This window comes from Polymorphum gilvum SL003B-26A1 (genome assembly GCF_000192745.1).
Taxonomy (GTDB): Bacteria; Pseudomonadota; Alphaproteobacteria; order Rhizobiales; family Stappiaceae; genus Polymorphum; species Polymorphum gilvum.
Map to the genome: position 1 here is coordinate 1,617,727 of NC_015259.1, position 26,698 is coordinate 1,644,424.

General features: G+C 64.7%; 24 protein-coding genes. 7 read left to right on the forward strand and 17 right to left on the reverse strand.

Annotation, left to right across the window (positions count from 1 at the left end):
* Positions 1 to 117 precede the first annotated feature (117 nt).
* Positions 118 to 864 (reverse strand): SAM-dependent methyltransferase, encoded by a 747-nt coding sequence (locus SL003B_RS07610; RefSeq protein WP_013652253.1) that lies wholly within the window; start codon positions 862 to 864, stop codon positions 118 to 120.
* 210 nt (positions 865 to 1,074) lie between these two features.
* Between SL003B_RS07610 and SL003B_RS07615 the strand changes: the two genes are divergently transcribed.
* Positions 1,075 to 1,446 carry a DUF6152 family protein gene (locus SL003B_RS07615; protein WP_013652254.1) on the forward strand — a complete coding sequence of 124 codons (372 nt, stop codon included), beginning with the start codon at positions 1,075 to 1,077 and terminating at the stop codon, positions 1,444 to 1,446.
* Positions 1,439 to 1,921 (forward strand): hypothetical protein, encoded by a 483-nt coding sequence (locus SL003B_RS07620; protein ID WP_013652255.1) that lies wholly within the window; start codon positions 1,439 to 1,441, stop codon positions 1,919 to 1,921. The genes SL003B_RS07615 and SL003B_RS07620 overlap by 8 nt, the downstream gene beginning before the upstream one ends.
* 70 nt (positions 1,922 to 1,991) lie before the next feature.
* Here SL003B_RS07620 and ppk2 read toward each other — a convergent pair whose 3' ends face one another.
* The 4 genes from ppk2 to SL003B_RS07640 all read right to left on the reverse strand — a co-directional run bounded on the left by ppk2 (position 1,992) and on the right by SL003B_RS07640 (position 6,421).
* Positions 1,992 to 3,122, reverse strand: coding sequence for a polyphosphate kinase 2 (gene ppk2 / locus SL003B_RS07625; RefSeq protein WP_013652256.1), 1,131 nt, complete (start codon positions 3,120 to 3,122; stop codon positions 1,992 to 1,994).
* Positions 3,123 to 3,263: 141 nt separating this feature from the next.
* On the reverse strand, positions 3,264 to 4,322 hold the full coding sequence (locus SL003B_RS07630) for a YcjF family protein (RefSeq protein WP_013652257.1): 1,059 nt from the start codon (positions 4,320 to 4,322) through the stop codon (positions 3,264 to 3,266).
* Positions 4,319 to 5,845 carry a YcjX family GTP-binding protein gene (locus tag SL003B_RS07635; protein WP_013652258.1) on the reverse strand — a complete coding sequence of 509 codons (1,527 nt, stop codon included), beginning with the start codon at positions 5,843 to 5,845 and terminating at the stop codon, positions 4,319 to 4,321. Before SL003B_RS07635 ends, SL003B_RS07630 begins: the two co-directional genes overlap by 4 nt.
* A gap of 57 nt (positions 5,846 to 5,902) precedes the next feature.
* Positions 5,903 to 6,421 (reverse strand): SixA phosphatase family protein, encoded by a 519-nt coding sequence (locus SL003B_RS07640; protein WP_041375948.1) that lies wholly within the window; start codon positions 6,419 to 6,421, stop codon positions 5,903 to 5,905.
* A gap of 339 nt (positions 6,422 to 6,760) precedes the next feature.
* Between SL003B_RS07640 and SL003B_RS07645 the strand changes: the two genes are divergently transcribed.
* Both SL003B_RS07645 and SL003B_RS07650 read left to right on the forward strand, forming a co-directional pair.
* On the forward strand, positions 6,761 to 8,074 hold the full coding sequence (locus SL003B_RS07645) for an NAD(P)/FAD-dependent oxidoreductase (RefSeq protein WP_049792562.1): 1,314 nt from the start codon (positions 6,761 to 6,763) through the stop codon (positions 8,072 to 8,074).
* A gap of 236 nt (positions 8,075 to 8,310) precedes the next feature.
* Positions 8,311 to 9,495: an MFS transporter gene (locus SL003B_RS07650; RefSeq protein ID WP_013652261.1), complete on the forward strand. Its 1,185-nt coding sequence runs from the start codon at positions 8,311 to 8,313 to the stop codon at positions 9,493 to 9,495.
* A gap of 123 nt (positions 9,496 to 9,618) precedes the next feature.
* Here SL003B_RS07650 and SL003B_RS07655 read toward each other — a convergent pair whose 3' ends face one another.
* Together SL003B_RS07655 and SL003B_RS07660 are read right to left on the reverse strand one after the other, a co-directional pair.
* Positions 9,619 to 10,212, reverse strand: coding sequence for a hypothetical protein (locus SL003B_RS07655; RefSeq protein ID WP_013652262.1), 594 nt, complete (start codon positions 10,210 to 10,212; stop codon positions 9,619 to 9,621).
* 4 nt (positions 10,213 to 10,216) lie between these two features.
* Positions 10,217 to 11,062 (reverse strand): AAA family ATPase, encoded by an 846-nt coding sequence (locus SL003B_RS07660; RefSeq protein WP_013652263.1) that lies wholly within the window; start codon positions 11,060 to 11,062, stop codon positions 10,217 to 10,219.
* Positions 11,063 to 11,428: 366 nt separating this feature from the next.
* On the opposite strand from SL003B_RS07660, the gene SL003B_RS07665 reads away from it, so the two are divergent.
* From SL003B_RS07665 to SL003B_RS07675, 3 genes are all read left to right on the forward strand, one after another.
* Positions 11,429 to 12,796, forward strand: a complete 1,368-nt coding sequence (locus tag SL003B_RS07665; protein ID WP_041375430.1) for a flagellar hook protein FlgE — start codon at positions 11,429 to 11,431, stop codon at positions 12,794 to 12,796.
* A gap of 75 nt (positions 12,797 to 12,871) precedes the next feature.
* Positions 12,872 to 14,725, forward strand: coding sequence for a flagellar hook-associated protein FlgK (flgK, locus tag SL003B_RS07670; protein ID WP_013652266.1), 1,854 nt, complete (start codon positions 12,872 to 12,874; stop codon positions 14,723 to 14,725).
* Positions 14,726 to 14,733: 8 nt separating this feature from the next.
* On the forward strand, positions 14,734 to 16,269 hold the full coding sequence (locus tag SL003B_RS07675) for a flagellar protein (protein WP_013652267.1): 1,536 nt from the start codon (positions 14,734 to 14,736) through the stop codon (positions 16,267 to 16,269).
* 155 nt (positions 16,270 to 16,424) lie between these two features.
* Here SL003B_RS07675 and flaF read toward each other — a convergent pair whose 3' ends face one another.
* From flaF to SL003B_RS07725, 10 genes are all read right to left on the reverse strand, one after another.
* Positions 16,425 to 16,799 carry a flagellar biosynthesis regulator FlaF gene (flaF, locus tag SL003B_RS22735; protein WP_148259269.1) on the reverse strand — a complete coding sequence of 125 codons (375 nt, stop codon included), beginning with the start codon at positions 16,797 to 16,799 and terminating at the stop codon, positions 16,425 to 16,427.
* Complete coding sequence (gene flbT, locus SL003B_RS07685; RefSeq protein ID WP_013652269.1) at positions 16,681 to 17,175, reverse strand: flagellar biosynthesis repressor FlbT; 495 nt, start codon at positions 17,173 to 17,175, stop codon at positions 16,681 to 16,683. The genes flaF and flbT overlap by 119 nt, the downstream gene beginning before the upstream one ends.
* Before the next feature lie 90 nt (positions 17,176 to 17,265).
* The gene (locus tag SL003B_RS07690) at positions 17,266 to 18,771 is read right to left on the reverse strand and encodes a flagellin N-terminal helical domain-containing protein (protein WP_013652270.1); all 1,506 of its coding nucleotides are present in this window, start codon (positions 18,769 to 18,771) and stop codon (positions 17,266 to 17,268) included.
* Positions 18,772 to 19,038: 267 nt separating this feature from the next.
* A complete protein-coding gene (locus SL003B_RS07695) occupies positions 19,039 to 20,562 on the reverse strand; it encodes a flagellin N-terminal helical domain-containing protein (RefSeq protein ID WP_013652271.1) in 1,524 nt (507 codons plus the stop codon).
* Between the two features lie 252 nt (positions 20,563 to 20,814).
* Entirely contained in the window at positions 20,815 to 22,338 is a 1,524-nt protein-coding gene (locus SL003B_RS07700; RefSeq protein WP_013652272.1) for a flagellin N-terminal helical domain-containing protein, read from the reverse strand.
* Between the two features lie 271 nt (positions 22,339 to 22,609).
* The gene (locus tag SL003B_RS07705) at positions 22,610 to 23,770 is read right to left on the reverse strand and encodes a flagellin N-terminal helical domain-containing protein (RefSeq protein WP_013652273.1); all 1,161 of its coding nucleotides are present in this window, start codon (positions 23,768 to 23,770) and stop codon (positions 22,610 to 22,612) included.
* A 285-nt stretch (positions 23,771 to 24,055) separates the two neighbouring features.
* Positions 24,056 to 24,448 (reverse strand): hypothetical protein, encoded by a 393-nt coding sequence (locus tag SL003B_RS07710; RefSeq protein ID WP_041375431.1) that lies wholly within the window; start codon positions 24,446 to 24,448, stop codon positions 24,056 to 24,058.
* A 136-nt stretch (positions 24,449 to 24,584) separates the two neighbouring features.
* Positions 24,585 to 25,076 carry a flagellar protein FlgN gene (locus SL003B_RS07715; protein ID WP_242390348.1) on the reverse strand — a complete coding sequence of 164 codons (492 nt, stop codon included), beginning with the start codon at positions 25,074 to 25,076 and terminating at the stop codon, positions 24,585 to 24,587.
* Positions 25,073 to 25,399, reverse strand: coding sequence for a rod-binding protein (locus SL003B_RS07720; protein WP_013652276.1), 327 nt, complete (start codon positions 25,397 to 25,399; stop codon positions 25,073 to 25,075). Before SL003B_RS07720 ends, SL003B_RS07715 begins: the two co-directional genes overlap by 4 nt.
* Positions 25,399 to 26,514, reverse strand: a complete 1,116-nt coding sequence (locus SL003B_RS07725) for a flagellar basal body P-ring protein FlgI (RefSeq protein ID WP_013652277.1) — start codon at positions 26,512 to 26,514, stop codon at positions 25,399 to 25,401. The genes SL003B_RS07720 and SL003B_RS07725 overlap by 1 nt, the downstream gene beginning before the upstream one ends.
* Positions 26,515 to 26,698 lie beyond the last annotated feature (184 nt).

Sequence of the window (26,698 nt, forward strand, 5' to 3'; positions counted from 1 at the left end):
GCGAAGGGTAGCGGCTGCCGGAGGGGCTGTCGAGGCGCGCGGCGCTGGGCTCTCAGGTCGACTTCGCGACGTCGCTCTTTCTCCACGTGGCCGCCGTCGGATGCCGCCTGTCATGCGTCACCGAGCCATCAGCGCGAACACGCCCCAGCCTAGGTATTCGCGCGTGTACGCGGCGTAGCGTTCGGGTTCCGAGCTCAACTGGGCGCGAATGTCTTTCGCGAGATCGTCGCCGGGATTCGCATCGAGCCACCGGCGCATCGTGAGCCACTTGGCCGCCTCGTACCTGTCCCAGCCGTCCTGGTCCGCCAGAACCATTTCGACAACGTCGTAGCCGAGGGTGTGGAACGATGCGAGAAGCCCGGGAAGCATGAGGAAGTCGGAGATTGATCCGGCAAGGCATCCTTTGGCAATGTCTTCCGTGGGCGGCAACCGCAGCCAGTATGGCTCGCCGATGAGAATGATCCCTCCGGTGTGGAGGCTCTGCGCCAGAAGCGCGATGGTGCCGGCGACGCCCCCGCCGATCCACGTGGCGCCGACACAGGCTGCGACACCGACCTTTTCATCGGCGACGTAACCGGCAGCGTCGCCGTGGATGAACTCGACTCGATCGGCGACCCCAAGTTCTTTGGCGCGCAGCTTCGCCTGCTCGGTGAACAGCTGGCTCTTGTCGATACCGGTGCCACCAATCCGGTGATCGCGTGCCCAGGTGCACAGCATCTCGCCTGAACCGCTGCCAAGGTCCAGGACACGGGTCTCTGGTTCCAGACGCAACGCCGCGCCGAGGGTGGCGAGCTTTTCGGGCGTGAACGGGTTATGGATGCGGTGAGCGCTTTCGGTGACGTTGAAGATCCGGGGGATGTCCACTTGAGAAACGCCTTTCGGGTGAAAATGGAGTCGATGACTCGCCAATGATATACGGCTGTTACTGGCCGAGGGGGATTTCACCCGACCGACGCACACCTCGCGGACTGGAGCACGTGGCGCACCAATGCTGGCGCCGCCCCTGACCTGCTGGCCGGCGCGGCGCCATGCGCTATATGCCCGCCGGTGATCGAACGGGAGGGAAACGGCACCATGCGACGTGAAACCCTGGTCTTCGGCCTGCTGGTGGCGCTTGCGGGGCTTCGCGCTGATCCGGCGGCTGCCCATCACGGCTGGAGCTGGACCACCGGCCGCAACCTGCAGCTTGTCGGCGTCATCGTCGAGGTCCGGCTCGGTAATCCGCATGGCATGCTGAAGGTCGACGCGGAGGGCGACGTCTGGACCGTCGAGGTCGGCCAGCCGTGGCGCAACCAGCGGGCGGGCCTGAGGGACGGCGACCTCGCCGTCGGCACGGAGATCACCATCATCGGCGAGCCGTCGGCAAACCTCGACGACCGGCTGCTGAAGGCCGAAAAGATCCGTATCGGCGGACGCGACTACGACCTCTATCCCGGCCGTGACTGAACTGGTCCAGGCGGGCGCAGCCTGGCTCGCCGCCACCGACGCGGCGGTCTGGCTGCGGTCGGCACGATGGGGCTACGCGCTGGTCAGTGCCGCGCATGTCCTCGGCATTGCCCTGCTGATCGGCGCCATCGTGCCGATGGACCTGCGGCTGGTCGGGCTGTGGCGCGGCGTGTCGGTGCAGGCACTCGCCCGGGTGCTGGTGCCGGTCGCGGCCTGCGGCTTGGTGCTGGCGAGCGGCGCCGGCGTGCTGCTGTTCTCGGTGCGCGCGCCGGACTACCTGTCGCTCGCGCCGTTCCAGGCGAAGATGGCGCTGGTCGGGCTCGGCACGGTCTCTGCCCTGGCACTGCATCTGCGCCACGGCCTGTGGCTCGGCAGCGCGCAGACGCGCCACACGCGGCTTGCCGGCCTGCTCTCCCTACTCGTCTGGCCCACGGCGCTGGTCGCCGGCCGGTTGATCGCCTTTGCCGACGGGTGAGGCTTGCCCGGCGCCTGCCCGCAAAACGTTGCCGGGAGGGCGTTGCCGGCCGTCCCGCGCCGCCGTTGGCCTACGCCGGCGTTGCCGCCTGTCCGCGTCCGCCCTTCAGGTCCGGATGCAGCGACTTGCCGAGGATGTGGAGGTCGCGGCCGATGACGTGCTGGCTGGAGCCGACGATCAGCGGGTCGGGCTCGCCGACCACCTTGTGGTCCTTGTCCGGGTAGGGCAGGGCGTTGAGGAAATGCTCCATGCAGTTCAGCCGGGCGCGCTTCTTGTCGTTGGACTTGACGATGGTCCAGGGCGCGTCGGCGGTGTCGGTGTAGAAGAACATCGCCTCCTTGGCCTCGGTGTAGTCGTCCCACTTGTCGAGCGAGGCGAGGTCGATCGGCGACAGCTTCCACTGCTTGAGCGGGTCGGTCTGGCGTTCAATGAAGCGGCGCCGCTGCTCCTCGCGGGTAACCGAGAACCAGTACTTGAACAGCAGCACGCCGTCGCGCACCAGCATGCGCTCGAATTCCGGGCACTGGCGCATGAACTCCAGGTACTGGTGCGGCTTGCAGAAGCCCATCACCCGCTCGACGCCGGCGCGGTTGTACCAGGAGCGGTCGAACAGCACCATCTCCCCGCCGGCCGGCAGGTGCTGGATGTAGCGCTGGAAGAACCATTGCGTGCGCTCGCGCTCGGTCGGCTTCTGCAGCGCGACGACGGTGGCACCGCGCGGGTTCAGGTGTTCCATGAAGCGCTTGATGGTGCCGCCCTTGCCGGCGGCGTCGCGGCCCTCGAACAGCAGGATCACGCGCTGGCCGCTGTCCTGGATCCAGCGCTGGGCCTTCAGCAGTTCGGCCTGCAGTCTGGCCTTGCGCTGCTCGTAAGCGGCGCGGCGCATTCTGGTCGCGTAGGGGTATTCGCCGCTTTCGAACATCTGGTGGATGGCGGCCGGGTCGCGGCGCATCTCGGCCAGGCGGTGGCGCAGCTCGCCGCCGGTGGGGGAGGTTTCTGCGGCGACCGGCTCGCTTGCGACCGGCTGGCTTGCGACCGGCGCGGCCTCGGCCGGTGCCGCGTCCGCCGGTCCCGGCTCTGCTGGCCCTGGCTCTGCCGGCAGGATTTCGGAAACGGCGGGCGCTGCCGCCCGTCGCGTCCGTGGGCGTCGTGGGGCGCCCGATGCCCCGTTCGCCGAGCCGTTTGCGTTGCCTGCTGCCATGTGCGGTACCCCCCGAAATCGGATGCAATGGCACGCCTTTAGCAGACAAAGCCTTAGCAATCGTTGATCGGCATCAACAAACTGATTCCGCGACGGCTTTTTTGTTTGCCGGTTGCCTTGCCAAGGTCTTGGTTGAGGGCCTCAGCGCCGCCCCGTCTCCTTGCCCTCGTCGGGCAGCGTCTTGACCAGGTCGGTCATGAAGTCGGCGATGCGCGGCCCGCGTCCGCCGATGTAGGGCGCCGGGCGGCAGACGTCGGCGGCGGCGATGCCGATGCGCGCGGTCAGGAGGCCGTTGACGACGCCCTCGCCGAGGCGCGCCGACAGGCGGGCGGCCAGCCCGTGGCCGAGCACCTGAGAGACCAGGCTGTCGCCCGCCGCCATGCCGCCGGTGACGGCCAGGTGGGCGGCGACGTGGCGGGCAAGACGCAGGAAGCCGAGCGTGCCCGGTCGGCCGCCGTAAAGCGCCGACAGGCGGCGGATCAGGCGGAGGTTCTCGGCCAGCACGACGATCAGGTCGATCAGCGCGCGCGGGCTGACCGCAGTGACCAGCGACACCCGCTTGGCGCTGTCGGCGACCAGGCGCCGTGCCGTGACGTCGAGCGGCGCGAGCAGCTCGCGTTCGGCCAGCACGACCAGGTCGCGGCCGTCGATCACCTCGCGCAGGTGCGCGGCGAGCGCTGCCCGCCCGTGCGCGGTCTCCGCCCGCTCGCCGTAGAGCACGAGGAGATCGGCCAGCGCGGCACGAGCGGCCTTGGCGTCGTCGGCCTCGGCGGCGGCGGCGAGCGCCGCGCGCAGGTGGTCGATGCGGCGCAGCCGGGCGAGGCCGGCCGCCTCGCGGGCGGCGAGGCCGAGGAGGCCGGCGAGCGCCAGGCCGGCGAGCGCCAGCCCCGTCCAGCCCAGCCAGTCGGTGCGCGCAAACAGATCGCGCACGAAGCCGTCGACGGCAAGCCCGGCGGCGAGCAGCATCAGGCCACCGAGACCGGCGGCGAGCCAGCGGCCGAAGCGGATCCCGCGGCCCGGCTCGGGCGCCGGCGGCGGCGCCTCGTCGGTGCTCTCGCGCGCGGGCACGATGCGCGCCTCGTCGGACAGCGGCTCGCCGAGATCGTCGGCGTCGAAGCGCACCCGCTCGTCGTCGAGGCGGAACGCCGTCGGCTTGCGTGGCGGGCGGCGGGCGGCGTTTGCGGGGGTCGGGTCGGTCATGCGAGGCCGTCCCCGATCAGGAAATCGAGCGCCCGGTCGAGACGGATGTGCGGCAGCGACAGGCTCACGCCCTCCGCCGTGCGCTCCAGCTTCGGCGGGCGGAAGCGGACGAAGCGCAGGCCCGCTTCAGGTTTCGATTCAGCTTCAACGTCTTCGCGTGCCGGTTTCGCCGCACCGCCGCGACCTTCTTCGGAAGCCGATTCAGGAACTGCGAAAAGCGAGTCCGGATCCTCCGGCAAGTCCCCGGGAAACATGGCGATTTCGGTCCGCCCGTCATAGCTGTCGCCGTTCACGCGCTCGCCCGGCAGCGGCGTGCCGAGGATGGCGGGCAACTCCTGGCCGGCGTGGCGCAGGCTCGCTTCGCGCGTCGCGCGAACCGCCGCGAGCGCCAGCACGTCGACCCTGGCGCCCCTGAACTCGGCATGCTCGATGCCGCGCGCGACCAGCCGCCTGAGGATCGCCTCCAGCCGGTCATGGTCGTCGCGGTGCAGGTGGTCGGCCTTGGTGGCGGCGAACAGGATACGGTCGATGCGTCGGGTCAGGATCGAGGCGAGCCAGCTGCGCCGGCCGGGGCGGAACGCGGTTAGCACCTCTGCGAGGGCCGTCTCGAGGTCGGCCAGGGCGCCGGGACCGGCGTTGAGCGCGTGCAGGGCGTCGACCAGCACGATCTGGCGGTCGAGGCGGGCGAAATGCTCGCGGAAGAACGGCCGGATGACGTGCTTCTTGTAGGCCTCGTAACGCCGCTCCATCATCGCGCGCAGGCTACCGGGCCGCCCCGGTCCGGGGCTGCGCGCCAGGTCGAGCGGCGCGAAGGTCAGCGCCGGCGAACCGTCGAGGTCGCCGGGCATCAGGAAGCGTCCGGGCGGCAGCATCGACAGGGCGTGCTCGTCCGCCCGGCAGGCGGCCAGATAGGTGGTGAAGGTCCCGGCCAGCCGGCGTGCCTCGCCCTCGCTCTCGGGTGCGTCGGGGTTGGTCTGCGCAAGGGCGGCGAGCCAGTCGGCGGCGATGCCGGCGCGTGCCGGGGCCCTTGCGAGGCGCAGCGCCTCGCCGGCGAAGGCGGCATAGTCCCGGCTCAGCAGCGGCAGGTCGAGCAGCCATTCGCCCGGATAGTCGACGATGTCGAGATGCAGGCGGCCGCGGCCGAACCGGCGCGACAGATAGGAAGCGGATTCGTACTCGATCGTGAGCCGCAGCTCCGACACCTGGCGGGTGGATTGCGGCCAGACGCGGTCGTCGACCAGCGCGGCGACATGGGCCTCGTAGTCGAAGCGCGGCACCTGGTCGTCGGGCTGCGGCTGCAGGTAGGCCCGGGCGATGCGTCCGCTTGCGGCGGCGGAAAACAGCGGCAGCCGCCCGCCATGCACGAGGTTATGCACCAGCGCGGTGATGAACACCGTCTTGCCGGCCCGGGCAAGCCCGGTCACCCCAAGCCGCAGCGAGGGAACGGCAAGGTCGCTCGCCGTATCGGCAAGGGCCTCGAGGGCCAGCCGCGCGTCGTCGGCGAGATGGGTCAGTCGTATCAAGTCGGCGTCTCCGCGCGCTCATGTAGGTGCGCCGGCCGCGTGCCGCAATCGGCGGTCTCACGTCTCCAGCAGCCGGGGCCGGACGAAGCGCTCCAGCCGGCAGGTCTGAGCCGTCAGGCCGGCCCAGGTCTCGGTCGGGCACTCGATCACCGCCAGCGCGCCGGTCGGGTACTTTTCGTTGAGCGCGTGCAGGTCCTCGGCCCGTCCCTCGATAACCAGCTCGCGGGCGGTGTCTTCGGTCGCCGGATTGTGGCCGATGACCATCAGCGTGCGGACGTTGCCGCCGCGGCTGCGGATATGGGGGATGTAATCCAGCTCTCCGTCATCGTAGAGCGCGCGCATGAGGCTGACCTCCGCGTCCCGGTGCAGCTCCGGCAGCAGCCGCGCCAGCGTCTGGCGGGTGCGCAGGGCGGTCGAGCACAGGATCCGGTCCGGATAAAGGCCTTCTGCCTTGAGGTAGGCGCTCATGCGGGCCGCCGATTGGTCGCCGCGCTCGTTCAGCGGGCGATCGAAGTCGGCGAGGGACGCATCGGCCCAGTCGGACTTGGCATGGCGCAGCAGCAGGAGACGAAGCATGAAGGGCCTTCCGGTCGGATCGTCGATGCGACGACAGTAGTTCACGCTTGTCCGGCGGAAAATGGTCTGCGTGCGTTTTCCGGCTTCGGCAAACTACGAATGCACGACAGCGGTCACGCCGCCCTGCGTTCCGGGCAAAGATTCTGGCGGAACTCAAGTTTAAAATTTCAGCATTCGGATATCGTGCCATGCAGTTTTGAACATTTCCAAATATAGTTCATCGTCTTTTTTGTCTGCTCATCATAAAATTGACGCAACGGCATATCCGTAAGGGAGTTGATTGTCGGAAAGTCTTTTACTAGAAGGGTGTTCGACTGGTGTGGTTGGTGGGTTGAGTAGATGTCCGTGCCGAATGCGCATGCAGCGTCCTATTACCGCGAGCGTATCGGCGACGACACCCTGCGTTTGTCTCTCGAAGGACGTGCCCACGCCGACGTCTGCGTCATCGGCGGCGGTCTCGCCGGGCTGACGACGGCACGCGAGCTTGCCCGGCGCGGCAGGCGGGTCATCCTTCTGGAGGGCGAACGGATCGGCTGGGGCGCTTCGGGCCGCAATGCCGGTTTCGTGTCCGCTGGCTTCTCGGAAGGTCTCGACACGCTCGAACGCCGGGTCGGTCTCGATCAGGCACGGGCGCTCTATGCCCTCTCTTGCGCCGGCGTCGCCTATGTGCGCGATACCATCGTCGCGTCGGGGCGGCAAGACATCGTTTCCGGGCGCGGCAAGCTGAAGGTGTTGCGTCATGCCGGAACCGGCGCCCTTAAGCGGAGCCGGGACGCCCTGGCGCAGAAATACGGTGTCGAACAGGCCTTCTGGCCGCGCGAGCATCTGCGCGAGGTGCTGCGGACGCCGGTCTATCATGGCGCCTTGTTCGACCCGGATGCCTTCCACATCGATCCGCTCGCCTATGCGCAGGAGGTGGCGCGCTGCTGCGAGGCGGCCGGCGGCTGGATCTTCGAGGGCAGCCCGGTCAGCCGGATCGCCAGGATCGGCGCGGGATGGCGCGTGGAGACCGACATCGGCGTCGTCCATGCCGAAACAGTCGTGCTGGCGACCAGCGCCTATGGGGTCCTGCACCACACCTACGCCCCGGTCGACCGCGCGATCCTGCCGGTGGCGACCCATGTCGTGGTCACCGAGCCGCTCGGCGCGCGGCTTGCGGAAGCGATCCGCTTTCCCGGCTGCGTCGCCGACACCCGCCGCTGCGGGGACTACTTCCGTGTCGTGGCGGGCGGCCGTCTTTTGTGGGGCGGCCGGATCACCACCCGCCGGTCCGAGCCCTCCAGGCTCGCCGATCTGCTCAAGGCCGACATCCTGAAGGTCTTTCCGCAACTGGGCGACGTCCGCATCGATCATGCCTGGTCGGGACTGATGGGTTATTCGGTACGTAAGATGCCCCTCGTCGGTCCGGTCAGGCCGGGGCTGTGGGCCGCGACGGCGCTCGGCGGCCATGGCCTCAACACGTCGGCGACGGTGGCCGATCTGGTCGCCAGCGGCATCTGCGACGGCGACGATCGCTGGCGTCTGTTCGCGCCCTTTGCCGTGCGCTGGGGCGGCGGACTGATCGGACGCCTGGCGACCCGGTTCGAGTACGGTCGCCTGCGTCTTGCCGACCGGATCGACGAACGCGCGGCCAGGGGCGCGGCGCGTGCCTGACGTGGCACCCGGGGGCCGGCGCAACTGTTTTCCCCGACGATTGCCCTTGGACGTTTTTGCGCCGTTGCATCGACGGCGAGGCTCGGCCATGGTCTGCTCATTATTTGGCCAGCTCATGGCGGAAAACAGGGCATGTCGGCCGCCGGCCGGCCGTGACCTGCGTGCGGGCGGCGCGAATTGGCCGTGGGCGGCAGCCAGCGCGACGGAAGGCCCGCTTCCGAGCCTGAGGAGAAGTCATGCGAGTCGGAATCGCGAGCCTGTTGCTCGCCTATGTTCTCAGCCAGTTTTACCGCGCATTCCTCGCCGTGATGGCTCCGGTCCTGCAGGCGGATATCGGGGTGACGGCGGATGATCTGGCCGATGCCTCCGGCCTGTGGTTCCTGGCCTTCGCGCTCATGCAGCTGCCGGTCGGCTGGGCGCTGGACCGGGTCGGACCGCGGCTGACTGCGGCGGTGCTGTTGGCGCTCGGCGGGGGTGGCGGAGCCCTGCTGTTTGCCGCTGCACAATCCCCGTGGGCGATCTCGGCCGCAATGATGCTGATCGGCGTCGGCTGCTCGCCCGTCCTGATGGCGTCGTTCTACATCTTCGCCCGGATGTATTCGCCGGCCGTGTTCGGCACATTGGCTGGCGCGATCATCGGCGCGGGGTCGGTCGGCAATCTCGCCTCCGCCCTGCCGATGGCCGTCGCGATCGAAGCGTTCGGCTGGCGCGAGACGGTGATCGGGCTTGCGGCGATCACCTTCGCAGTGGCTCTCGGCTTGCTCCGCTTCGTCCAGGATCCGCCCAGAGCCGAACGGCGCGACGACGACGGATCGATGTGGGACATCCTGCGCACGCCGGCGATTTGGCTCATCGTGCCCATGCTGGTCGTCAACTACGCGCCGTCCGGCGGCATCCGCGGCCTGTGGGCCGGCCCCTACTTCGCCGAGGTCTTCGACGCGACGCCGGAACAGGTCGGTCAGGTGACGCTGCTGATGGCGCTCGCCATGGTGCTCGGCAATTTCCTGTACGGGCCGCTCGACCGCGTGTTCGGCACCCGTAAGGGCGTGGTTCTGGTCGGCAACCTGGCCGGCACGGCCTGTCTCGCGCTGCTGTGGCTGTTTCCCGCCTCCGGCTGGTGGACGGCGGCGGCCCTGATCGCTGGCGTCGGCCTGTTCGGGTCGTCGTTCCCGATGATGATGGCCCACGGCCGCGCGTTCTTCCCGCCGCATCTGGTCGGCCGCGGCGTGACCCTGCTCAACCTGTTCACCATCGGCGGCGTCGGCCTGTTCCAGATGCTCAGCGGTCGCGTCCAGGTCGCGGCGTCGGCCGCTCATGGCGGGGATCCGGTGCAGACCTATTCCGTTCTGTTCGGCTTTTTCGCGCTGGTGCTGGGCGCGGGCTGCGCCGTCTACGCCTTCTCGCGGGACCGGGTCGATTGATAGCGGAGCCGGACGGTCCCGCTTCGTCGCGGCCGGCCAACCCGTGCGGCACCCCGGCAAGCGCAGCTCGGGCTGGTCGCGGTCTTCGGGCCGGCCTTGCGTGGTCCGGCGCGCGGGACGGACCTAGTTCTGCCGCGCGAGCGTGTTCTGAAATGCCTCGAACGCAGGTGCGACCGCCGTGCCATGTTCCGGCAGGCTGTAGGAAAACCAGAGCGTATAGTCTGCCGAGGCGCCGGAGAGGTGCCACAAGGTCTCGCAGGTCGTCCGTCCGTCGCCGTCGCCCATGCGGAAAGTCACGCCGCTGCCGGAAATGCCTGTCATCGTCACCTGCTCGAGGCCGGCGGCCCTGTACCGCTCGGCGAAGGCGGTGGCATCGGAGCGGCCGGTGCCCTTCACGTGCTGGCGGACGACGGCCTGGAAGCTGCCGTCGCCGGCATAGACACAGCCGGCGGCGCGGCGGTCTGTGGCGGCGAGCACCTTTGTCCGTGTCATGGTCCCGACCCGGTTCGGGCAACTCAGGCCCGAGTAGTGGCGCATGCCCTGGGCATCGTTCACCCAGCCCACCTCGTATTCGCCCTGGACCTGGCGAGACCTGTCGCTGCCGGTTCCCTGGCCCGGCGCGGCAGTCAGGATCTGGATGGCGCATGCCAGCGCGGCTGCCGCGGCGACCTTGCCTCGACAGGGGGAGGCTCGACGGTCGGAGACCGGACGGGCCATGCCGCTAGCGGCTTTCCCGCCGCGCCATGAAGGCGAGCCGTTCGAACAGGTGGACGTCCTGCTCGTTCTTCAGAAGCGCGCCGTGCAGCGGCGGGATCAGGCGCTTGGGATCGCGCTCGCGCAGCACCGACGCATCGATGTCCTCGTTGAGCAGCAGCTTGATCCAGTCGATCAGCTCGGAGGTGGAGGGCTTCTTCTTCAGACCCGGCACGTCGCGGATGTCGTAGAACAGCGTCAGCGCCTCCTTGAGCAGACGCTCCTTCAGGCCGGGGAAATGCACCGCGACGATGTCCGCCATGGTCTCGCGGTCGGGGAACTTGATGTAGTGGAAGAAGCACCGGCGCAGGAATGCGTCCGGCAGATCCTTCTCGTTGTTGGAGGTGATGATCACCACCGGCCGCTGGCGCGCCTTGACGGTCTCGCCGGTTTCGTAGACGAAGAACTCCATCCGGTCGAGTTCCTGCAGCAGGTCGTTTGGGAATTCGATGTCGGCCTTGTCGATCTCGTCGATCAGCAGCACCGGCCTCCGCTCCGCCTGGAACGCCTCCCACAGCTTGCCCTTGCGGATGTAGTTGCGGATGTCCTTGACCCGCTCGTCGCCGAGCTGGCTGTCGCGCAGCCGCGACACCGCGTCGTACTCGTAAAGTCCCTGCTGGGCCTTGGTGGTCGACTTGACATGCCATTCGATCAGCGGCGCGCCGATGGCGTCGGCAACCTCGTTGGCCAGAACGGTCTTGCCGGTGCCCGGCTCGCCCTTCACCAGCAGGGGGCGCTGGAGGGCGATCGCCGCATTGACCGCCACGCGCAGGTCTTCGGTCGCAATGTAACTCTTGGTCCCCTCGAAACGCATCCGGGCCTCTCTGGTCGATCTTTCCGCGCTGGAGAGTAGGGTGCGGCCCCGGCCCGCGCAAGGTCGGCAGGAGCGCGCAACAGGCCGCAGGGTTCCGGCGAGCTTCCGGAGGGTTTCCGGAGGGTTTCCGGCCTGTCTCAGGAGGCTGCCGCAGGGGGGTGCCGGGACTGTTTTGCCGGCCCGCCCGGGCATTTTTTTCCGTGCAGGGCAGGAAAGGTCTGCCTTCGGAACGTCTTCATGCATCCGGATATTCCCATTAATAAATTGAAATATAACGATAAAATTTGTTTGCTCAAACTGGCATGACGCTTGCGATCCCCAATCCAGTCATTGAATGCGTGCATTGGGCACTGACGGGGAATCTGGATGAGTATCTACGGGGCTATCAACGCTGCAACTTCCGGACTTACTGCGCAGGCGAGCGCACTCGAGAATATTTCCGGCAACGTCGCAAACTCTCAGACGATCGGCTACAAGCGTCTGGACACGACGTTTTCGGATCTTGTGTCGAGTACTGGCGCCGTGCAGGCGAGGCAGGCGGCAGGAACGACTTATGCCACGTCGCGCGCGACCAATACGCTGCAAGGAGATATCGTTGCTTCGCAAGTTGATACCTACATGGCAATCAACGGTGCTGGATACTTCGTTGTGACGCAGGCCGATGCGGTAATTGATGGTCAAACGACCTTTGCAACGACCGAATACTATACGCGCGCCGGAGATTTCGAACTCAACGAAGATGGTTACATGGTGAACTCTGCCGGATACTATCTGATGGGCTTTCCGCTCGATGCGCGTACTGGCAACGCGGTCGGCGACAATCCGGAAGTGATCCAGATCGGCAGCCAGCCGCTGCCGGCGCAGGCGACGTCGGAGATCAAGTATCAGGCCAACCTGCCGAGTTATCCGCAGACGAACAATGCCGACACGTCGGTGCCGGGCAGCCAGTATCTCGATACCTCCGGTGCGATTACAACGACTTCGGACATCGCAGTGGCGGATATCGACGACTTCCTCAATTCGTCGATCTCCGGTCAGTCCATCACCGTCTACGACCAGAACGGCACGCCCTTGAACGTCGAGGTCCGCTGGGCGCAAACCGCGGCCAACACCTGGAACGCCTACTATTCCAGCGGCGGCGACGCTGTCACGGGCTGGTATCTGATCGGTGAGGTTACCTTCGACGCCGCCGGCGTGATGGACACGCTGACCCCGGCCGGTACCAACACCGTCGGCGCAGGCGGCGCCTCCTTCGTCATCGACGACCTGACCGTCGCCGGCGTCAACGCCGGCGACATCGAATTTTCCTTCAAGAAGGGCTCGCTGACGCAATATGCCGACCCCAAGGGTCTGGCCTCGTCGGTCAGCCTGAACCAGGACGGCTACGCGGCCGGCCAGGTCGTGGGCCTGTCGATCGACGGTGCGGGCCGGATCATCGCCTCCTATTCGAACCAGCAGACCCGATCCCTGTTCGAGATCCCGCTCGCCACCTTCCAGGCGGACCAGAACCTGCGCCGCGTCGACGGCTCCGCCTTCGCGGCGACGCCGAGCTCCGGGAAAGCCGCCTACGGCAACGGGGGGACGATCGTCGCCAACGCGCTGGAATCCTCCAATGCCGACATCGCGGCTGAGTTCTCCAAGCTGATCATCACCCAGCAGGCCTATTCGGCCAACTCGAAGGTGGTCACTTCGGCCGACCAGATGCTGAACGACGCACTCAACATGGTACGGTAACGGCGGAACCGCCGGCTGCGGGTGTCCGGTCGAGGCATCCGCGGCCGGATTTCCTAGGTTTCAGGAGGCGCTAGAATGGGTTTGACGTCCGCCCTGCATACGGCGCTGTTCGGTCTTTCCTACAATCAGAAGCAGATCGACGTCACCGCAGCCAATGTCGCCAACGCCAATGTTGCCGGCTATACGACGAAATCAGTCAGCGCCCACGTCTATTTCGACAACGGCGGCAACGTTTCCGGCATCCTGTCGACCGAAATCCGCCGCCAGGTCAACGAGGCGATCCAGTCCGCCTACTGGGGCAGTCTGGCGGATGCCAACTATTCCAAGACCGTGGCGGCCTACACCGAGCGGCTGGACGAGATCTTCGGCACCATCGACAACTCGTCGTCGCTGCCCTCGCTGATGTCGGACCTGACCGCGGGTCTGTCGACGCTGGTCAACACGCCGGACAGCTACGCTGCGCGCCAGGAGGTCCTCAGCGTCGCGGACACGCTCGCCCGCCAGCTCAATTCGTCCTACGAGTTACTCCAGTCGATGCGGCAGGAAACCGACAGCCTGATCCGCATGCAGGTCGGCGAGGTCAATCAGTTGCTTGGCCAGATCGAACTCATCGACGAGAAGATCGAGGCGGCGAAGGCGGTCGGCGCCAACACGGCCAATCTTGTCGATCAGCGCGACCGCTATCTGGAGCAACTGTCGGGCTATGCCGACATCAGCATCACCCAGGATGGCAGCGGCGGCTTGCAGATCAACACCCGTAACGGGCAGATGCTCTACGGCGACGGCCACGCCTCGAGCCTGTCCTTCGATCCCACCGGCACGCTCGGCGCAGGTCAGCCCGGCGGCGGCATCACCGTGACCACCTACGGCGGCACGCGCTACGACCTCGGCGCCTCCTCAAGCTCCGGTTCGCTGATGGCGTTGCTGGAACTGCGCGACGACGCGCTCGTCCAGGCGCAGGCCCAGCTCGACGAGATCGCGGCGCAACTCTCACTTGCCTTCTCGAACGTCACCGTGGCCAGCGAGGACGCCACCGACGGCACCGACGTCGGCTATGAGCTGGACCTGTCCGGTCTGCAGCCCGGCAACACGGTCTCGCTCCGCTACGTCGATTCCGCCGGTACGACACAGACCGTTACCTTCGTTGCTGTAGAGGATCCGTCGCTGCTGCCACTCGACGGTGCAACGACGCCGACCGCGGGCGACACGGTCTACGGCATCGACATATCCGGCGGGGTTCCTGCCGGCTATGTCACCCAGATCATCGCGGCCCTCTCGGCCACGGATCTCAACGTCAGCGACGACGGCCTCGGCAACCTCGTGGTGCTCGGTGATACGGGGACGAACACCGTCGTCAGCAGTCTGTCGGGGAATGTCACGGTCACGGACCCCGCCAACCAGGGCCTAGGCCTCGCCTTGTTCGTCGATGCCGGCAACGGCATGAGCCTCTATACCGGCGCGCTTGAAGGCGGCGGCCAGAAGACCGGCTTTGCAGGCTCGATCCGGTTGAATCCTGCGGTGATCAACGACCCGTCCCAACTGGTCATCTACGAGACCGTGCCGGCGGCCAACTCCGGTAAGGATTCCTCGCGGCCGCAATACCTTCTCGACGCGCTCGCCACGACGACGATCACCTTCGATCCGGCCGCCGGCATCGGCAGTGGCGGGGATCCGTTCAAGGGCACTATGCTCGACTACGTCAACCAGGTGGTCGCCTTTCAGGGCGAGCAGTCCGAGAAGGCGGTGCTGACCAGTCAGGCGCATGAGACGATCACCTCCAACCTGGCGATCCGCTACGAGGAAAGCTATGCCGTCGATGTCGACGCGGAGTTGGCCTTCCTCATCGAACTCCAGAATGCCTACGCGGCAAATGCACGGGTGATGCAGGCAGCGAAGGAAATGTTCGACGTTCTCTTGAACTCGGTCTAGGACTTGTCATGGCTTACGGCACGATCACCACCTCGCGCACCTACCTGACCCAGCAGTTGTCGAAGCTGAGCAACAGCATGACGGAGAAGACCGCGCAACTGGCAAGCGGCAAGAAAGCGACCACCTACGGCGGCATCGGCAACCAGCGGCTCCTCGATCTGGAACTCACCCAGAAGGTGACCCGGATCGAATCCTACGAGCAGACCATCACGATGGCCAAGCTGCACATTGAGACACTCAACCTGACGCTCGATCGCATGGAGAAGCTGCGCATCGAAGCCAAGGACACAATGGATCTCAACAATTTCGAGCTCCAGTCCGATGGCCAGACGTCGACGCAGGCGACGGCCGAAATCCTGCTGCACGAGGTGATCAGCCTGCTCAACGCGGAGATCGGCGGCCACTACCTGTTCGGCGGCAGCGATGCCAACACCAACCCGGTCCTTGAAGTCGACCAGATCCTGCATGGCCGCGACGGCAAGGCCGGTCTGCTGACGGTCCTCGACGAGTTCGCTCAGGCGAACCTCGGGGCAGGGGGCATGGGCCGGCTGGACGTCTCGGCCCTGACGACGGTTCTCGATGGCTTCGGTGATCCGTTGACGTCGACCTTCTCGGTCACGGAAGACGGCGCCCACGACTTCGGCTTCGATATTTCGGCCGTGACGTCGACGCTTTCCAACGTGACGATCACCGGTCCGCTCGGCGGCGATCCGGACGGTTTCGACGTCGAATTCTCGGGCCAGCCGGTGCCGGGCGAAACGATTTCCATCGAACTCGCCCTGCCGCCCGACGGACGACTCGTCACGGTGGACCTGACGGCCAGCGCCAGCGCCGGCGGGGAGGGGGTATTCCAGATCGGCAACGATCTTGCCGAGACCGCGGCCAATCTGCGCGCGGCTGTTACGGCTGCCCTTCAGGAGGAGGCGCAGACCAGCCTGCGGGCGGCGTCGGACACATGGGCGGCCGACTCGTTCTTCGACACGTTCGGCGGTGCCGAGCCGATGCGGGTCGCTGGCCCCCCCTTCGACACGGCCACGGGACTGATCGCGGGCGGAAGCGCCACAGTCGCCTGGTATCGCGGCGAGAACACGCCGACCGCCAATGCGCGCACCGACAAGACCGCCGTCGTCGATGACAACCTCCGGATCGGCTACGGCGTGCGCGCCAACGAACAGGGGCTCGCCGATGTCGTCAAGACACTGGCGACCTTCGTTGCTGCCGACTTTTCGTCCGGGACCGCGACTGCGGAAAACTACTACTCCGCGCTGGCGGGCGATCTCAAGTCGACGCTCCAGCCGCTCGGCACCGACCGGTCGGGCATTGTCGGTATCACCACCGAAATTGCGGTCGCCTACAAGACGATCGGTTACACCTCCGACCGGCACACGCTGATGAAGTCGAGCTACCTTGGAACGATCGACAAGATCGAGGGGATCGACAAGGAAACCGTTGCGATCGAGCTTTTGCAGATGCAGACCAACATCGAGGCGTCCTATCGCGCGACGTCGATCGTGCTCAATCTCTCTTTGACCAATTACATCTAGCCGGGGATCCGGCAGAGCGCTTGCCGGCGCCGGGTCGGGTTCAATAGATTCAGGGAAATCGATCTTCGGTGGCTGAGATCATGCAGCCGTCCCGTGCACACGGCACCGAACGACGCCGGACGCGCCCCGTCAAGATGTCGATCAGCACGTGGCTGTCAGGCCGGCTGGGCGCGCAGGCCTTCGGCGATGCTGCGGTTGATGAAGATCAGCGTGTCGAGCTTTTCCGGCGCCGGGTCGATGAGCACGTTGATCGTGTGCTTGAACACGAAGACACCGAGCGAGGCGAGATTGTTCTTCAGATCTTGGGGAAGGTGACTTTCCGCACCTGTGGCAGACGTGACCAGAACGGTCCAGAGCTTGCGGTTGTATGCGAGCGCGTCGTCCTTTTCGGCGAAACTCGACCCGTCCCATTCATCCTTGATCAGTTGCAGTCTGGCCGCCGCTTTCATCAGAAGAGTGGCCTCCAGTTCCCGTGGCGATACCGCCACCTGGCTCGTCTTCTGGTAAGCCTGCGCTGCCTGCTTGTACATGACCGATCAGCGTCCTCTCGTACTCGATGAGCTTCTTGGCTTCTTTCAGAGCCTTGTAGAAGGCGCCAACCAGGATCGAATTGCTGACCCGGGTCACGTAGGGGATCGTGCTTGGCGCCGCCTGAATTATGTCATTCACCAGAGTAAAGTAGTTGTCCTTAATTTTCTCTATATCGCTCGACAGATACATCAGCTGCACCGCAAGATAAATGCGTTTGGCTGGAGTATCCGCTGTTGCGGGTGTGAGAATGTCTTTCTCGCGAAGGATGGGCGCCTGGCCCTCGATGAAAAGACGGGTGCGTTGATTGTCGTTGGTTATGATCGAGTCGCCAACGATGATCCGCTCTCCCGGCTTCAGCTCCACCTTGAGCGCCATTGCCAGACCTCCGAACCAGAGTATCGTTCACGAATGTTAACCAAAAGGTTAACGCTCGCGAGCCCTTTTTTAACGGTTTCGATCCATCGATTAACCGAACAGGCTGAGGACGCTCTGCTCGGCCTGGTTCGCAAGAGACAGCGCCGTCGAGGACAGCTGCTGGCGCGTCTGCAGGGCCAGCATGTTGGCGCCTTCCTGGTTCATGTCGGCGATGGTCAGAGCCCCGGCGCCGACCTCGAGCGTGTTGATCAGCTGTCCGGTGAACTTCTGGCGAATCTCGACGGTCGACAGCATGGTCCCGAACGACGAGGCGGTCGACCGCAGCGTCGCCAGCGCCGCGTTGATCGCCTGCAGCGTTCGTTCAATGTCGGTGTCATCCTTGAAGTCGGAGTCGACTGCGGTCAGCTTGACCGTTCCGTCGGTTGTCGCAAGGTCGCCGACGTTGAAGTCGTTGTTGTTGCTTTTCAGGTTGAAGGAGATGTCGCCGATCAGGCTGATGGTGCCGGCGGAGAAGCCGGCCTTCAACCCCTTGACGCCGTTGATCAGCTTGACGAGGTCGTCAACCGTCGTGGTCTCAGAGATCTCGAGCGCGGCCGCCTCGTAACCGTTGCCGTCGACGATGCGCAGGACGTCGCCGACCTGATAGCCGCCCGAGGAGGTCAGGGTCGCATTCGCGGTCATGGCGGTGGTCGTCAGAACGGTCGTGCCGGTGCCGATACCGCCGTTGGTTGCGTTGCCGCCGCCGGCGGCGTCCTTTGAGATGCTCAGGGAAAGCCCGGAAGCCATGCCGGAGACGACGGTAATCTGGTCGGTGCCTTCGTCGAAGGAAGCCTTAAGCCCGCCTAGGCTATTGATGGCGTTGACATAATCCTGGACGGTCCGGATCTGCCCGGGGCCAGAGCCGACCGTGAAGGTCTTGCTCGTCGTGCCGTCCGTGATCGTCACGACGTCGCCGTTCGCCCAGTCGGCGAGATCGGTCAGGTCGGAGGAGGCCTGCAGGCCGGTCAAGTCAAGCGTGGTCTTTCCGGCGGCAAGCGAGAAGGAGGACGTCGCCCCGGAGCCGGTGGCGAGATCATAGAGCGCGAGGCCGTTCTCGAGGGTGGTGTCGGTGAAGTCGACCGGCTTGATCTTCAGGTTCGAGGTGCTGTCCTCGTTGAAGATGACGGTCAGATCGTTGCCGGCGCCGGCCAGCAGGTTCTTGCCCTTGTAGCTGGCGTCGCGGGCGAGCGTTTCGATCTGGCTCAGCAGGTCGTTGTAGCGCTCGGCATAGACCTTGCGCTCATACTCGCTCTGAGTCTGCAGCGCCTGGTTGGCGATCGCCTTGGCGGATTCGACCAGCTTGGTGATCGAGGTGATACCGTTGTCTGCCGCCTTGATGGTCTGGACGGCCTGCCCCATGTTGTCGAGCAGGTTGTTCAGGTCCTTGGCACGGTCGTTGAGACCGGCTGCCGTGAAGTAGGAATTGGGGTTGTCGAGCGCCGTGTTGACCTTCAGCCCTGTCGCGAGCCGGTTCTGGGTCGTGGACATCAAGCTGGCGGTATTCTTGAGCGAGAGCAGGTTTTCCCTGACGGCGCTGGAAAGGACGATATCGCTCATTGCGGCTCACCGATCTGTGCAGATGGATCAGGTTAACGATCGTTAACGATGTTCTGACTCTCTTTCTTAATGAAAAGTAAACGCCATTTGCACCTGTTAATACTTCGCCACGCCGAGTTACCAAGCGCTTTCTGATAACACATTGACTGGAATAGGTAATTTCAGTTGCTGTCGGGCGATTCCGGGGGGGCAAACAGCAATGGCGGCGGAGCCGGAGCTCCGCCGCGAGGGCTGCCAGATCGGGAATCGCCTGTGCTGTGATTCTTCTTAGAAGAGGGACAGCACGGTCTGGTCCGCCTGGGAGGCGAAGGACAGCGAGGTCGATGCGAGCTGCTGGCGGGTCTGCAGGGCGAGCAGGTTCGCGCCTTCCTGGTTGGTGTCGGCGAGTGTCAGCTTGCCGGCGCCTTCCTGGAGGGTGTTGATCATCTTCTTGGTGTAGTTCTGGCGGATTTCCACGGTCGACAGGTTGGTGCCGAACTCGGACGCCTGTGCGCGCAGGTTCGACAGCGCGTTGTTCAACCGGTCGATGACCTTGTTGATCTCGTTGTCGGTGGCAAAGCCGGATTCCTGCATGGCGTTCACGTTGACGCCATCGCTGTCGGCCGTGAAGCCGGTGGCGTTAAAGTTGCTTGCGTTCGTGCTCATCAGGTTGAGCGTGACGTCGCTCTCGATCGTGATCTTGCCGGTCACGGTCGAGAAGCTGGCCTTCACGCCGTTGAAGTCGTTGATGAAATCGGTCAGGTCCTTGACCGTCGTCTTGTCCGTGATCTCGAGCGAGCCGAGTTCGTAGCCGTTACCGTCCTCCAGGGTCAGGATGTCGCCGACCGCATAGGAGCCGGAACCGGTCAGAAGCTGGTTGGCCGCCGCGAAGTTGGACGAGGTGACGGAAACCATGTCCGCCGGAGCCGGGGTCGCGGCGCCGGCGTTGGTGTTGTGCAGATAGACGTCGTCGTTGGAGGTGATCTTCAGCGCGCCGGTCTTCTCGTCGAACTCGGCCTTCACGCCGGCGACGCCGTTGATCTGGTCGACGAGGTCCTGGACCTTGGTGTTGGCACCGACGGTGATGTTGGTGAAGCCGGTCACGCCCGCGCCGCCGCCCGACGCCGCCGTCCGCAGCTGGATGACGTCGCCGACCTCGATGCCGGTCGCATCGCTCAGCAGGGAGCCCGAGCTCAGGGCATCGCTGGTGGCGTTGAGGAGCGTGATGGACGCAGATCCGCCCTCAAGCTGGAAGGATGTCGCGCCACCCTTGCCCTCGAGCAGTCGGGACAGGTTGAGGCCCTGGGACAGGTTCGTTTCGGTATAGTCGACGGCGTTGATCGTCAGCTTGGAGGTGTTGTCCTCGTTGAAGATCGCGGTCAGGTCGTTGCCGGTGCCGGCGAGCAGGTTTTTGCCCTTGTAGGACGAGTCCTTGGCGACGCTTTCGATCTGTTTGAGCAGGTCGTTGTATTGCTCGGTGTAGCGCTTGCGTTCGTACTGGCTTTGGGTCTGCAGGGCCTGGTTGGCCTTGGCCTTGGCGGTCTCGACCAGCTTGGTGATCGACTGGATGCCTTCGTCGGCGGCCTTCATCGTCTGGATCACCTGGCCCATGTCGTCGAGCAGGGTGGACAGGTCGTTGGCCCGGTTGTTCAGGCCTGAGGCGGTGAAGAAGGAGTTCGGATTGTCGAGCGCGGAATTCACCTTCAAGCCGGTCGCCAGTCTGTTCTGGACGCCCGACATCATGTCCGCGGTGGTCTGGAGGGTGAGCAGGTTCTGCCGTACGGCAGCCGACAGAGTGATATTGTCAGACATACGTTTACGCCTCTCCTGGGCTTGGCACGACGTTTTTCCTGAACGTCTGGAGGCGATAATTAAGTGTTAACCTTAATGAATGGTTAATGCGGACGTTAACTCTCGCTTAAGTATCGATAGTCGTCGTTGCTGCGGCGATCGAGCAGGGGGCTGCCGCATCCTGTGCCCGCCTTCGGCGCAAAAGGAAACGGCGGGCCACCGGCCCGCCGTCGCGGCATGTCAGGTTGTGTGTCGTGCGTCCGGCGCGCCGTCTTAGAAGAGGGACAGCACGGTCTGGTCCGCCTGGGAGGCGAAGGACAGCGAGGTCGATGCGAGCTGCTGGCGGGTCTGCAGGGCGAGCAGGTTCGCGCCTTCCTGGTTGGTGTCGGCGAGTGTCAGCTTGCCGGCGCCTTCCTGGAGGGTGTTGATCATCTTCTTGGTGTAGTTCTGGCGGATTTCCACGGTCGACAGGTTGGTGCCGAACTCGGACGCCTGCGAGCGCAGGTTCGACAGCGCGTTGTTCAACCGGTCGATGACCTTGTTGATCTCGTTGTCGGTGGCAAAGCCCGAGTCCTGGACGGCCGTGACATTCACGCCGTCACTGTCGGCCGTGAAGGTCGAGGCATTGAAGTTGTTGGTGTTGGTGCTGGTCAGACCGAGCGTGACGTCGCTTTCAATGGTGATCTTGCCGGTGCTGCCAGAGAAGCTGGCCTTCACGCCGTTGAAGTCGTTGATGAAATCGGTCAGGTCCTTGACCGTCGTCTTGTCCGTGATCTCGAGCGAGCCGAGCTCGTAGCCGTTACCGTCCTCCAGGGTCAGGATGTCGCCGACCGCATAGGAGGCCGACCCGGTCAGAAGCTGGCTGGCTGCCGTGAAGTTGGACGAGGTGACGGAAACCATGTCCGCCGGAGCCGGGGTCGCGGCGCTGGCATTGGTGTTGTGCAGATAGACGTCGTCGTTGGAGGTGATCTTCAGCGCGCCGGTCTTCTCGTCGAACTCGGCCTTCACGCCGGCGACGCCGTTGATCTGGTCGACGAGGTCCTGGACCTTGGTGTTGGCACCGACGGTGATGTTGGTGAAGCCGGTCACGCCCGCGCCGCCGCCCGACGCCGCCGTCCGCAGCTGGATGACGTCGCCGACCTCAATGCCGGTCGCGTCGCTCAGCAGGGAGCCCGAGCTCAGGGCGTCGCTGGAGGCGTTGAGGAACGTGATGGACGCAGATCCGCCCTCAAGCTGGAACGAGGCTGCGCCGCCCTTGGCTTCGGCGAGGTCGGACAGGTTGAGGCCCTGGGACAGGGTGGTGTCGGTGTAGTCGACGGCGTTGATCGTTAGCTTGGAGGTGTTGTCCTCGTTGAAGATCGCGGTCAGGTCGTTGCCGGTTCCACCGAGCAGGTTCTTGCCCTTGTAGGACGAGTCCTTGGCGACGTCCTCGATCTGCTTGAGCAGGTCGTTGTACTGCTCGGCATAGCGCTTGCGCTCGTACTGGCTCTGGGTCTGCAGGGCCTGGTTGGCCTTGGCCTTGGCGGTCTCGACCAGCTTGGTGATCGACTGGATGCCTTCGTCGGCGGCCTTCATCGTCTGGATCACCTGGCCCATGTCGTCGAGCAGGGTTCCGAGATCGTTCGCGCGGTTGGACAGACCCGAGGCGGTGAAGAAGGAGTTCGGATTGTCGAGCGCGGAGTTCACCTTCAAGCCGGTCGCCAGCTTGTTCTGGACGCCCGACATCAGATCGGCTGTGGTCTGGAGGGTGAGCAGGTTCTGCCGTACGGCAGCCGACAGGGTAATATTGTCAGCCATTACTAGTCCCTTTCCTGGGTCCAAAAATTCCAACCGCTCGTCCTGAGCGGGTTGGCTAGGATCATGATTTGGTAACCCTAATCAATGGTTAACGCCTTCAAATTTAAGGTTAACCAAGTGTAAACACGCTTTGGAAAGGGGGTGGGGCTGTTGTACTGTGGCGGTGGGCAGTTGGCGTTTGCCGAGGATTTTCGAGCATTCGCGCAGGCAAAAGAAAACGGCGGGCCGAAGCCCGCCGTCGCCATTTTTTACGATTGATTGCCAGCTTGGATCAGAACAGACGCAGGACGTTCTGGTCGGCCTGGGCTGCCAGCGACAGCGCCGTGGAGGCGAGGGACTGCTGGGTCTGCAGGGCGAGCAGGTTCGCGCCTTCCTCGTTGGTGTCGGCCAGCGTCAGCTTGCCGGCGCCTTCCTGCAGCGTGTTGATCATCGCCTTGGTGAAGTCCTGACGGTTCTGCACGATCGACAGGTTGGTGCCGAAGGTCGACGCCTGCGAGCGCAACGTGTCCTGGGCCTTCTGAAGCTTGCTGAGGACCGCATTGATGTCGCTGTCCTTGGCGAAGCCGGACTCGGTTGCGTTGTTGGTCGTCAGCGCCGCATTCGAGTTGAAGGCGGTGCTGCTGGAAGAGACCGACAGCTTGAAGTCGGAGGTGACGGTGAGCGCGCCGCCGGTCAGGTCGGTGCTGACGCCGTCGACGTCGCCGAGGAAGTCCTGCAGGTCCTTGACCGTGGTGGTGGCGGTGATCTCGAACTTGCCGAGTTCGGTGCCGTTGGTGTCGGTCAGGGTCAGGACGTCGCCGGCGGCGAACTCGTCATCGGCGGTCAGCAGGCTGCCGGCCGTCAGCGCGGCCGTGGTGGTGCCGGCGGTCAGGTTGATGGTCGACGTGCCCGAGGTGCCGGAGGCGAGATCGGACAGGTTCAGGCCGGTCGTGCTGGTCGTGTCGGTGAAATCCACCGCCGTGATCGAGAGCTTGGACGAGCCCTTCTCGTTGAAGGTGACGAGCAGGTCGTTGCCGGTGCCGCCGAGCAGGTTCTTGCCCTTGTAGCCGGCATCCTTGGCGACGTCCTCGATCTGGGTCAGGAGTTCGTTGAACTCCTTGGTGTACTGCGCCCGCTCCTTCTGGTTCGAGGTCTGGGCGGCCTGGTTGGCCTTGGCCTTGGCGGCGTCGACCAGGTCGGAGATGGCCGAAATGCCCTTGTCGGCGGCCTTCAGGGTCTGGACCGACTGGCCCATGTCGTCGAGCAGGGTGGACAGGTCGCTGGCGCGGTTTTCCAGTCCCTTGGCGGTGAAGAAGGAGTTCGGGTTGTCGAGCGCCGAGTTGACCTTCTTGCCGGTCGACAGGCGTTCTTGCACCGAGCTCATCATCTGGGACGTGGCCTGAAGCGCGTTCAGGTTCGTGCGCACCGCGCTCGAGAGAGTTACGTTGGACATTCTCAGAGTTCCTTCTGGTTGTCTTGTGTCATTCGTTCTGAATGACGACGGAACTCTGGCTCCGAAAGATTGTATTACATGTAAATCAGATTGGTTACTCAAGTTTAAGTTTAAGTTTAGGTAAAACTTTACGGTTAAATTTACTAAATATTTAGGTTAATTTCTTTCGGATTATTTCATTAACCGTGGGGCCCGCTGCGACTGACATCGTCGTATGGGAAGACGGACAACGAAAACCCCGCCTCGTGGTCGGGGCGGGGTCGAGAAAGGCCGGGCGCGGGGAAATCAGGCGGTGCGGATCAACGTCTGTGTCGGGCCGGGGCTCTGTTCGGTGACGGCCTTTGCATAGGCGCGGAGCTTGCGCAGCGTTTCGCTCGGCACTTGCCGTACCACTTCACCCGACTCCCGATCCATGGCGACATAGATCAGGGACTCACTCTCGGGGTCGAGCATGTTCTTGCGGACGAGATCCTTGGCGGCAGACTGGGCATGGCGCTCGAATGCGCCGGACCGTTCCGTCGCCGCGCCGCGAGCATGCGCACTCTCCGCCGACGGCTTGACCGTCTGCGAGGCTGGCAATTCCGTTTCTGCCGCGGGCTTGTTCCGGTCAGGAGCCCGCGTTTCCGGCGTGATTGCCACGTAAGATGGCAATGGGGTCCGGACGACTCCCGCTTCCATGGCTGCCTCCTTCGGGTGAACTCAACACATGACCCGATGGTACTGACTGCACCATAACGCAAGGGAATGAATCCCGCGTTAATGGAAACGTTAGAATTAGAGTGACGATGAATTCCCGGGTGATTCGCTATGGCGCTTACAGGGACCGGTTGACGGCAATGCCTTCGGCTGCCCGTGGCGCCTGCGGCGCCGTCCCGCCGGGGCCGTAGGTCGTGCTGCGCTGCTTGGCGCCCACGGTCTTGGCCACGACCGCGACGATGTTGTTGGCCACCTCGCGGGCGGTCGACAGGACAGCCAGATTGATGCGCAGGACGGGCTGGAATTCCGAATGCTGACGACGCAAGGCCTGAACTGCAGCCGGCGCCAGATTGCCGAGGGCGACAGCGTGCTCCTTGGCATAGATGACACCCTGCGTGTAGTGGTGGATGAGCAAAGCCTTGTCGGCCTGTAACTCTCCGGCGGCCATCAATTGGCCGGCGCGCACCAGTTCCGTCTCCCGCTCGATCAGGTCGAGCAGCCGCTCCATGGTCTGGCAGACGCTCGAGCAGAACTGTTCCGCTTCCATAGGACTGCCCGGCCGGGCGGTTGAAAAGGGTAGCTTCGTGGCCTGGTCGGTGTGGTCCGTCAAGGTTGGAACTCCTGGAAGGCGAGCAGTTCGCGTTCTACGGTTGCTGCAATGCCGATGCCGCCGGCTGCCGCGATGTTCTTGGAGAATTCTTCGATCAGCATGCCCTGCCAGGCATCTGATCCGGGGCCTGCCCCCCAGCTGCCGCCATCGCCCAGCCCCGTGAACATCGACTGCAGCATCGTGTTGAGGAAGACGGCCTCGAAAGCCTTGGCTGTGTCCTTGATCGAGGACGCGCTGCGGCCGGGTGTCTGTGCCGCATCTGCGGCCGCGCCGGTGGCCTGGGCGGCGATCTGGAAGCGTGCGGTGTCGATCTGGGCTAGCATCACAGCACCTCGATTTCGGCCTGGAGGGCGCCCGAGGCCTTGATCGCCTGCAGGATCGAGATCATGTCGCGCGGGCCGATGCCGAGGGCGTTCAAGCCGTCCACCAGTTGCTGGAGCGTGATCGTTTCGGGCACGACGGCGAGCTTGCGGTCGGTCTGCTCGGTCACCGTCACTTCCGAGCGGGGCACGACCACGGTCTCGCCGTTGGCGAAGGGCAGGGGCTGGGAGACCTCCGGGGTCTCGGCGATCGTGACGGTCAGGTTGCCCTGGGCGACGGCCACAGTCGACACCTTGACGTTCTGGCCCATGACGATGATGCCGGAGTTCTCGTCGATCACCACCCGCGCCGGCAGGTCCGGCTCGATGATCAACTGCTCGATGTCGGTCAGCAGGTCGACGATGTTGCCTTCATATTGGCGCGGCAGGTCGATGCGGACCGTGGCGGGATCGATCGGCTCCGCGGTCGGCAGGCCGATCAGTTCGTTGATCGACAGGGCAATGCGGCGCGACGTGGTCAGGTCGGGATTGCGCAGCGCCAGGCGGACCGAGGTCATCGAGGCGAGCTTGAAATCGAGCTCGCGTTCGATCAGCGCGCCGTTGGCGATCCGGCCGGAGGTCGGTACGCCGCGCACGATCGAGGCGGCATCGCCCTGGGCGGAAAAGCCGCCGATCGCGACCGAGCCCTGCGCGATAGCGTAGACCTCGCCGTCCGCGCCGAGCAGTGGCGTCACCAGCAGCGTGCCGCCCTGCAGGCTCTCGGAATCGCCTAGCGCGCTGACACTGACGTCGAGCCGGGTGCCCTGGGTGGAAAAGGCCGGCAGGTTTGCGGTGACCATGACCGCGGCCACATTCTTGGTGTTCAGGTCGACACCGCGGGTGTTGACTCCCAGCCGTTCCAGCATCGCCTGCAGACTTTGCCGGGTGAAGGGCGCATTGCGCAGGGAGTCACCGGTGCCGTTCAGGCCGACGACCAGGCCGTACCCGATCAGCTGGTTATCCCGGATACCTTCGAAGTCCGCGATGTCCTTGATCCGCGATGCCGAGAGGGCTGCCGACGAGAGTAGGGCCAGGACGACGAAAACGGCGCTGATGCGGAAGAGGATGGAAGGCGTCATTCGGACCGATCCGGACAGTGACAGAGTGCGGCGTGCACAATGCGAACACCATGCCATTTTCGCCTGACGTCCCAAATCAGTGATAAGTAACTGATAAATATATTTAATATTTTTCCTACCGGGGGTCGTCAACCGATTTGCGCCGTGAGGGCCGGCAATTGTTGCCGATCAGGGGGCGATTCAT